At 62.5% G+C, this 240-nt stretch carries 1 protein-coding gene; it reads right to left on the bottom strand.

Features of this window, described 5'->3' with window-relative positions; all coding sequences use genetic code 11:
• Positions 1–181 (bottom strand): DegT/DnrJ/EryC1/StrS family aminotransferase (locus ACY9Z2_RS19330; protein ID WP_463611298.1); only part of this gene is annotated, 181 nt, incomplete at its 3' end.
• Positions 182–240: the final 59 nt, after the last annotated feature.

Below are 240 nucleotides of genomic sequence, written 5' to 3'. Positions count from 1 at the left end.
CGGCAATGCGGTCGCGCTCCTCGGCTTCAACCACGAAGAGGTGGTACACGCATTCGCGCGCTTCGTCTCGCACCGGCAAACCGAGCTGCGGCACGCCGCTGAGCCGCTCGAGATACCTCTGGGCATGCGTCTGTCGCGCCGTGTTCCATTCGTCGAGACACTGGAGTTTCACACCGAGCACAGCCCCCTGAAACCCGCTCATGCGGTAGTTATATCCCACCATCTCGTGCTGGTGCTTCC

The organism is Virgibacillus sp. GM2-2 (assembly GCF_055329585.1).
This window is presented reverse-complemented; position numbering and strand designations above follow the sequence as displayed.